1 protein-coding gene and 1 pseudogene are annotated in these 1,131 nt (G+C 66.5%); both read right to left on the minus strand.

The window, feature by feature from the left end:
- Nucleotides 1-601, minus strand: a 601-nt coding sequence (locus tag B2X67_RS02860; protein ID WP_286784546.1) for an NAD(P)-dependent oxidoreductase, incomplete at its 3' end; no start/stop codon positions are given.
- A gap of 44 nt (nt 602-645) precedes the next feature.
- Nucleotides 646-1,131: pseudogene (locus B2X67_RS02865) on the minus strand (MFS transporter); the annotation flags it as partial.

Below are 1,131 nucleotides of genomic sequence, written 5' to 3' on the forward strand. Positions count from 1 at the left end.
CGCCGAGCAGCGCGTCCATCGGCAGCCGCCGCGCGCCGAACTCTTCCTCGTACTGCGGCTTGTCGCTGTGGCCGCTGTAGAGGATCGACATGCCGAAGCCGAAATGCGCGCGCCGCGCGACGGCGGCACCGATGCGCCCCAGACCGATGATACCGAGGCGCTTGCCGTGCACGTCGACGCCGAAATGCGCTTCGCCGATGCTCGCCTTCCACTCGCCCTCCCGGACCAGCGTGGCCAGCTCGACAGCACGTCGCGCGGTCATCATCAGCAGCATGAAGCCGGTGTCGGCGGTGGTTTCGGTCACCGCGTCCGGGGTATTGGTCAGGCGGATGCCGCGCTGTTTCAGGTAGGCCACGTCGTAGTTGTCGTAACCGGCGGAAATGGTCGAGATCACCTGCAGCTTCGGCGCGTGTTGCAGCACCGACTCGTCGAGCTTGCTGCCGGCGCCGATCAGCCCGTCGGCGTCGGCCAGGGCGGCGACGAACGCCTCCCGGTCGGCGCCCAGCGGGTCGAGGAAGACGCTCAGCTCGTAACGCTCGCGCAGGTCGGCCATCACCTCGGCGGATGAGGCGCGGCTGAATACCAGTACTTTCTTCTTCACGGAATTTCCTCGTTCGACGGCGGCGCGAACGCCGCCGGATTCAGTCAGCTGTCGGCCGGTACTTCCTTGGCATAGAAGCGCGAAGGCACCGCCCAGATGATCAGCGCGGTGGCCAACAGGCAGGCGCCCGCCAGCATGAACAACGCCAGAGACGAGCTGCCCGACAGATCCCGGACCTTACCAACCATGAACGGACCGACGATACCCCCCAGTTGCCCCAGGGAGTTGATCAGGGCGATACCGGCGGCGGCCGCCAGACCGCTGAGGTAGCGCGGCGGGATGGTCCAGAAGATCGGCATCCAGGCGATGATGCCGGTCATGATCAGGCACATGCCCAGCATCAGCAGGGCGATCTGTCCGTAGAACAGCGCGCAGACCAGGTAACCGCAGGCGGTCATCGCCGCGCAGAACGCCATGTGCCAGCGGCGCTCGCCGCGCATGTCGGAACTGCGGCCGATGAGCAGGTTGCCGACCACCGCGACGATGTAGGGGATCATGGTCAGCAGGCCGATGCGCATGGTGTCGTCGAC

This window comes from Pseudomonas sp. UBA3153 (genome assembly GCF_002364635.1).
Classification (GTDB): Bacteria; Pseudomonadota; Gammaproteobacteria; order Pseudomonadales; family Pseudomonadaceae; genus Pseudomonas_O; species Pseudomonas_O kuykendallii.